7 protein-coding genes are annotated in these 6,100 nt (G+C 71.1%); 4 read left to right on the forward strand and 3 right to left on the reverse strand.

The genetic code is table 11. From position 1 onward, the window contains the following. The 3 genes from QOL99_RS14320 to QOL99_RS14330 form a co-directional block, all read left to right on the forward strand. On the forward strand, positions 1-384 hold a 384-nt coding region (locus QOL99_RS14320; protein ID WP_285524808.1), incomplete at its 5' end, for a hypothetical protein. Positions 385-622: 238 nt separating this feature from the next. Further along, positions 623-1,741, forward strand: a complete 1,119-nt coding sequence (locus tag QOL99_RS14325) for an EAL domain-containing protein (RefSeq protein WP_285524810.1) — start codon at positions 623-625, stop codon at positions 1,739-1,741. Continuing rightward, entirely contained in the window at positions 1,738-2,625 is an 888-nt protein-coding gene (locus QOL99_RS14330) for a GGDEF domain-containing protein (protein WP_285524812.1), read from the forward strand. The genes QOL99_RS14325 and QOL99_RS14330 overlap by 4 nt, the downstream gene beginning before the upstream one ends. Positions 2,626-2,696: 71 nt before the next feature. Here QOL99_RS14330 and QOL99_RS14335 read toward each other — a convergent pair whose 3' ends face one another. After that, positions 2,697-3,632 (reverse strand): tyrosine-type recombinase/integrase, encoded by a 936-nt coding sequence (locus tag QOL99_RS14335; protein ID WP_285524813.1) that lies wholly within the window; start codon positions 3,630-3,632, stop codon positions 2,697-2,699. 204 nt (positions 3,633-3,836) lie between these two features. On the opposite strand from QOL99_RS14335, the gene QOL99_RS14340 reads away from it, so the two are divergent. After that, positions 3,837-4,331, forward strand: a complete 495-nt coding sequence (locus QOL99_RS14340) for a hypothetical protein (RefSeq protein ID WP_285524815.1) — start codon at positions 3,837-3,839, stop codon at positions 4,329-4,331. A 110-nt stretch (positions 4,332-4,441) separates the two neighbouring features. On the opposite strand, the gene QOL99_RS14345 is transcribed toward QOL99_RS14340, so the two are convergent. Together QOL99_RS14345 and QOL99_RS14350 are read right to left on the reverse strand one after the other, a co-directional pair. Further along, positions 4,442-5,539, reverse strand: coding sequence for a DUF4384 domain-containing protein (locus tag QOL99_RS14345; protein ID WP_285524817.1), 1,098 nt, complete (start codon positions 5,537-5,539; stop codon positions 4,442-4,444). A gap of 132 nt (positions 5,540-5,671) precedes the next feature. Continuing rightward, positions 5,672-6,100 (reverse strand): hypothetical protein (locus tag QOL99_RS14350; RefSeq protein ID WP_285524819.1); only part of this gene is annotated, 429 nt, incomplete at its 5' end.

Here is a 6,100-nt window from a genome sequence, read left to right on the forward strand (position 1 = left end):
CTGTCCAACCTGACCCAGGACGCCCTCGGGCTCGCCCGCACCGGGGAAGCCGACCCGCCCCTCGCGCTGGGCCAGCCCCGCCGCCTTCCCGGACAGGCGCGGCCCCTCCAGCTGCGGGTGTCCGGTCTGCCCTCCAGCCCCGGCAGCGGCCCGTCCACTCTGCGCCTCACCCTCGACCTGGGCACCGTCGCCGCCCAGGGGCGCACCCCCCGCGAGGCCCTCCAGGTCGCGCTCGGCCCCGCTCTGACGCTGCTCCTGCGTGGAGCGCTGATCGAGCTGTGGGTGCCCCCCGGGTGGGAGAGAGAGGCCAGAGAGGCCGTGGCCGGGCGAACAGGGGTGCAGGTGCGGCCTGAGCCGCAGGAAGGGCAGGGAGAGCCTGAGTAAGGGAGCCGGATGGACCAGCCCAGCGAATTTGTAAATATATACAAACCAGCCAGACACTCTGTTCCCCACCATTCCCCTCTCCCACCTCAAGCCGCTCATCACCCCCGGTACGTTCCCAAAAACCCCTCCACATCATGAAGCCCAGCTCAATCGGTCAAGGGGTTTATGAGCGCCCCACTGAGCGGGGCACAGCCCGCGGCCAGGGTTGCGTAAGCCTGGGCCTGCTACACCGGAGGGGATGTCTTCTCCTTCCACTCCTCCAACAGGCAGCTCAGCCAGCTCTCCTTCTCCCTCGGCCCTGACCTGCGACTGCGACCTGCTCGCTCCTTCCACCGAATCCCTCACGGCCGGGCTGTATCTGCACGCCACGTCGCGGCATGTGGGACGGCGGCTGACCGCGTGGCTCGCGGCGCTGGGGCTTCCCTACGAGCGGCGACCGGAGGGGCCCCTGGTGACGCACCAGGCGTTTGGCAGCCTCCAGAGCCTGCTCGACGCCTTCAATCCCACCGAACGTGCTGACCTCTACGCCGCGCCGTGCCGTGCCGACGGATCGCCGGACACCTGGCAGATGGCGCCGCTGGAACGCTGGGTGCAGCGGCTGGGCAGCGGCTGGTTTTTCGCGGCGAGCGAGCGGCTCTGCTTTCACCTTCAGCCTATCGTGACTCTGCGCGGGGGCACCGTCTACGGCTACGAGGCCCTCGTCCGGGCCGAGGGGCAGGGCGGGCTGATCGGGGCAGGTGACCTGTTGCAGGCGGCGGCGGCGCACGGGCAGTCCCGCGCCTTCGATGCCCAGGCCCGGCGGGGGGCAATCCGGCAGCTTTACCCGCAGCTCGCGCCGGGGCAGGTGCTGTTCATCAACTTCGCGCCCGGCGTGGTCTACAACCCCGACGTGTGCCTGCAAACCACCTTCCAGACCTGCCGGGAGGTGGGCGCGGACTTCTCCCGGCTGCTGTTCGAGGTCACCGAGAGCGAGGCTTTTCCCGATCTCGCCCTGCTGCGGCGGATTCTCGACCGCTACCGGGCCGAGGGAGCGCAGGTGGCGCTCGACGATCTGGGGGCCGGGCACACCAGCCTGACCTACCTCGCCCAGTTGCGGCCCGACGTGGTCAAGCTCGACCGCGCCCTGATCAGCGGCCTGCACGCGGATGACCGCCGCACGCCGCTGGTGCTGGCCCTGATCGAGTACGCCCACGACCTCGGCATCCGGGTCGTCGCCGAGGGTATCGAGACAGAGACCGAACTGCAGATGGTGCGCGAACTCGGCGCCGACTACGCGCAGGGCTACTTCCTGGGTCGCCCGGCTCCGGTGCCCGCTGGCGTCCCCCAGCACGCGGCCCGGCTGTGGAGCGGCCGATGAAGCTCCCCGCCCGGCCCGCCGGGCCCGGCCCCGCACCGCTGCTCGGGACCGCCGGGCTGCCGGATGAACTGCTGTGGCAGGTGCTGGACACCGCCGACATCGGGCTGCTGGTCACCGATGCCCAGCGGCGCATCCTCTATGTCAACGAGACCTTCACCCGCGAGACGGGATACTCGCTCGCCGAGGCCCAGGGCCGCACCTGCCGCTTTCTGCAGGGCCCGGCGACCGACCCCGCCGACATCCTGGCGATGCGTACGGCCCTCGACCGGGGCGAGCCCTTCTCGCGCGTGGTGCTGAACTACCGCAAGGACGGCACCGCGCTGCACTACCGCCTGCGGGTGCGGCCGCTGCGGGAGGACGGGCAGGTGCGGTATTTCGTGGGCGTGCAGGAGGACTTCACCGAGACGTACCAGGCCCAGCGCCAGCTGGAGCACTGGGTCTACATCGACGGGCTAACCGGGCTGGGCAACCGCCGCGCCTTTGACGAGGCGCTCGCCGGGTCCCTGGCCCGCCGCGAGCCCATGCGGCTGGTGCTGATCGATCTCAACGACTTCAAACGCATCAATGACGAGCGCGGCCACCTCGCCGGAGACGCGCTGCTGTGCGAGGTGGCCCGCTGCCTCGCCCGGCAGATTCCGCTCCCCGGCACCACCTACCGGCTGGGGGGCGACGAGTTCGCCGCGCTGCTGCCCCCCAGTCTGGCGCCGCTGGAAAGCACCCTGGAAGCCGAACTCGCCGGACTGGACGGCGGGTGCCTCCGCGCCGCCGTGGGCGGGGCCGCCTTCCCTGACGAGGCGACCGAGGCCGCCGCCCTCTTCCGGCTCGCCGACGAGCGGCTCTACGCCCGCAAGCCCACGCGGAAGCGGGAGCGCCTGCCGCAGTGACCCGGGAGGCCGCCCGCAGCCTGGCGGGGCACCATCAAACAGGCCACCAAGCAGTGCCACACTAATCGGACTTAGTGTGAATCTTTACCCGGCTTCTTCCCCGCCCGGCGTGTTCGCTCCGGGCGGGCGGTGAGGTCGGGGCGGCTGCTCAGCTGAATCAGGGGCCGCACGGCGGTGCGTCCCCCCAGCCCCAGGGCCTCGGTCACCTCGCGCTGGGTGGCCTGTTCGGCAAGCAGTTTGAGCCCGGCCGCGTGCCGCAGGGCGTGCCAGGCCTTGTAGGGGACCTCAGCCCGCTGGCAGAGCCGGAATACCTTGGCCCGCAACTCATGGTCGGTCAGCGGCGCCTCGCCGTGACGGAACAGCAGGCCCCGGGGCGCCCCGTACAGGGGGGTCTCACCGCTCAGCCGCGCCCAGGCGTCCAGCGCGGCCTGCAGTTCCGGCGTGCAGGCGACTGTCCGCCCACTCGCTCCACCCACCCGCAGGTGGGCGCGGTCCCCGGACACGTCCTCAAAGGTCAGGTGCCGCACCTCCGGCCCACTCAGCCCCCCGTGGGCTCCCAGCAGGACCAGCACCCGCTCCTCGGCCGAGGCGTGGTCGAGCAGCCGGGCAACCTCCCCGGCGCTGTACACGGGGCGGCGCTCGTGGGCCATGTTGGTGCGGCCCTGGACTCCATCGAAGGGATTAGCCTCGGCCAGCCCCAGCTCTGCCAGCACCCGGTACAGCCGCCGTGCCTGAACCAGCCGGTTGTTCACCGTGGCGGCGACCTCGTGGTACTCGGCGGCCAGCCAGTCCGCGTAGGCCCGGGCAAAGGCGGCGGGGTCCGTCACGCCCAGCAGGCGGCGGTCCTCTGTTCGCAGCCAGCGCACCAGAACGCGCCAGCCGCTGAGCACATTCTTGCGGGTGGCTCCACCTGGAGGACCCGGCAGCGTGGTCGCCAGGAGGTCGAGGGCCGCGTCGAGGTCGTCGTGCTCCAGCAGGCGCCGCAGCGTGGAGGGCGAGGGGGGCATGGGGGGAGGATAGTGGGACGAGAGGGGGGGAAAGGTGGGTTGTATATATTCAAACTCTCGGGCTGTGGAACTTGGCGCTGACTCACCGGGAGGTCTTGAGCCGCCGCTGATGGAGGGCCCCGCCCCGCGCAACCTCCCGTAGACTGTCGGCATGAGCGGCTGCGTCCAGATTCCTTCCCCCCCTCCTGTCCGCTGGCGGAGCGTATGACGCGGCCACCCGGAGACACCGGTTCGGGGGTGCCCTCGCCCGCTGAGGCCGTGGCGCTGTGGCAGGCGGGGGCACTCGGACGGGAAGCGCTGGTGGGGCAGTTGACCGCGCTGGCAGGAGGAGAGACCATTCACGCCCTGATCGGTGAGCTGATCGCCGGGGCGCCGGGGCACGAGGTCGCGGGTGCCGACACCGAGGAATGGCGGGCCGAGTTGCTCGCCTCGCGGGCCAAGGCGTGGGCGCACCCGGCAAGCGCCGGGCTCCTGGTCGGGCCGCACGTCCTGATCCTGACCGACGGGCGCCGGGGCGTGGTGCTCACGGATCAGGGCACGCGCGAGCTGGGGGGCAGTGTCAGCGCCTCCATGCTGCTGCTGTGCCAGACCATCGTGATGGCCGACCACGCGGTGGACGCCCAGGAACTCGGCACCCTGCGCCAGCAGCGCATCGAGTCCACCTCCACCTCCCTTTCCGAGATCGAGCCGCTGCCCTGAGCGCCCGGGTGAGGCATGGGGAAAGACGCTTCCTGCATCCGGTGCGGGACAGAAAACCCCCCAGGCCGTGACCTGGGGGATTCGCTGATCGGGGCCTAGTAGCGGTGGGCTCAGTAGCGGTAGACGGTGATCTCGTTGACCTGCACGACAATGGTGCGGTTGGCGCCCCGGTCGACGGTCAGGGTGACGGTGCCGGTGCGGCCCTGCAGGGTGCCGACGTAGCCGCTGGCGGTCTGCCGGGTGCTCTGGAGGGTATAGCCCTGACGCTGCAGCTCGGTGACCTTCTGGTCGTAGGCGCTGCGGGCGGGGTCCTGAAGCTGGGTGCCCGCGATGGCGCCGAGCAGGCCACGGAAAAGGTCCAGAACGATGTTGCCGGGCTGCGCGGGCTGCACGACGGGGGTCACGGCCACGGGGGCGGCGAAGTCCACGTTCAGGTTGGTGGTCACACCGGCGCGGACGGTGATGGTGGTCGAGAAATCCTGGAAGCCGGGGGCCTGCACGCGCACCGGGTAGGTGCCGGGGCGGATGTTGCTGTAGGTGACGTTCGCGCCGCCCAGCCGCTGGCCGTTGAGGATGATGGTCGCGCCCCCCACGTTGGTGCCGACGAACAGGCCCCCGGTCTGCACCGGAGTCTGCGCCGCGACCGTGAAAAAGGCGGTGTTGGTCACCCAGTTGGTCTGGGGCAGCGGGGTCACGACGATGCTCAGCGCCTGCGCGAGCTGGTCCTGACCACGGGCGGTCACGGTGGCGAACTGGTCCTGCTGGGTCTTGAAGGAGCTGACCTGATCGAGGTTGAGGGGCGTCAGGCTGGCGAGCGCCAGCACCTTGTTCAGACCGACGGGGCCGTCCACCGAGAAGGTGAAGGTATCGCCCGCCGCCGGGAAGACCTTGGTGGTGTTCGCCTTGACGAAGTTCGCGCCGCTCTCGAAGCGGTTGGGGAGAATCTGGGTCACCTCGCCGGTGGCGTCCACGTTGAAGAGGTAGACGTAGGCGTCGCGGTTGACGGTGGTCGAGATGCGGATGTTCTCGCCGACCCGGTAGACGGGGTTGGCGTTCCCGCTGGCGTCCTTGTCCACGCGCACGCTCACCGAGAGGTCCGGCTGCACGGGGTTGACGATGATGCTCTGGGCGCTCAGGCGAGGCTGGGCAAGGGCGGTGGTCGTCAGGGCGGCCCCGAGGGCCAGGCTGGTCGTCAGCACTTTCTTCATGGGGGCCATCATGCCGCGCCCGCTTAACGGCTTTCTGATGTCCCGGCGGCGCCACTTGAGCCTGCCTTTAGGGGACGTAAGGTTCGTGCCAGGAAACTGGGGGGCCTGCTTCCCTGGCGCGGACACGGGCCTTCAGGGGTCCCGCGTCAGGGCTCCCACCACGGCGGCGGCGGCCAGGCCCCCGGCGAGGTACCACGCGGCCGTCAGCAGGGGCGTGCGGGGGGACCGGGCACCGGGTTGCCGCCCCAGGCCCAGTGGCTCAGGCAGGACCACGGCGCCCACCCCGGCCGCCAGTCCCAGCGCCGCGCCCCGGCCCCAGTGTCCGCCCGGCTGACCCAGGGCCACCACGCCGTAGTACAGGGCGTTGGACAGCAGGTCGGCGGCCAGGGTCGCGCGGTACAGGTCGCGGCCACGGGGGGGCTCGGCGCCCGCCGCCCGCAGGGTGCCGCTCAGGGCACGCTCCCCGATCACCTCCATGCGGGGGGCGTGGGGCAGCACCCGCCGTCCCCCCTCGTTGAGCAGCGTCACGGTGACGGCCCCGGCGACCCCGGCGGCGACCGC

The sequence above is a fragment of the Deinococcus rhizophilus genome (assembly GCF_030271215.1).
GTDB classification, from domain to species: Bacteria; Deinococcota; Deinococci; order Deinococcales; family Deinococcaceae; genus Deinococcus; species Deinococcus rhizophilus.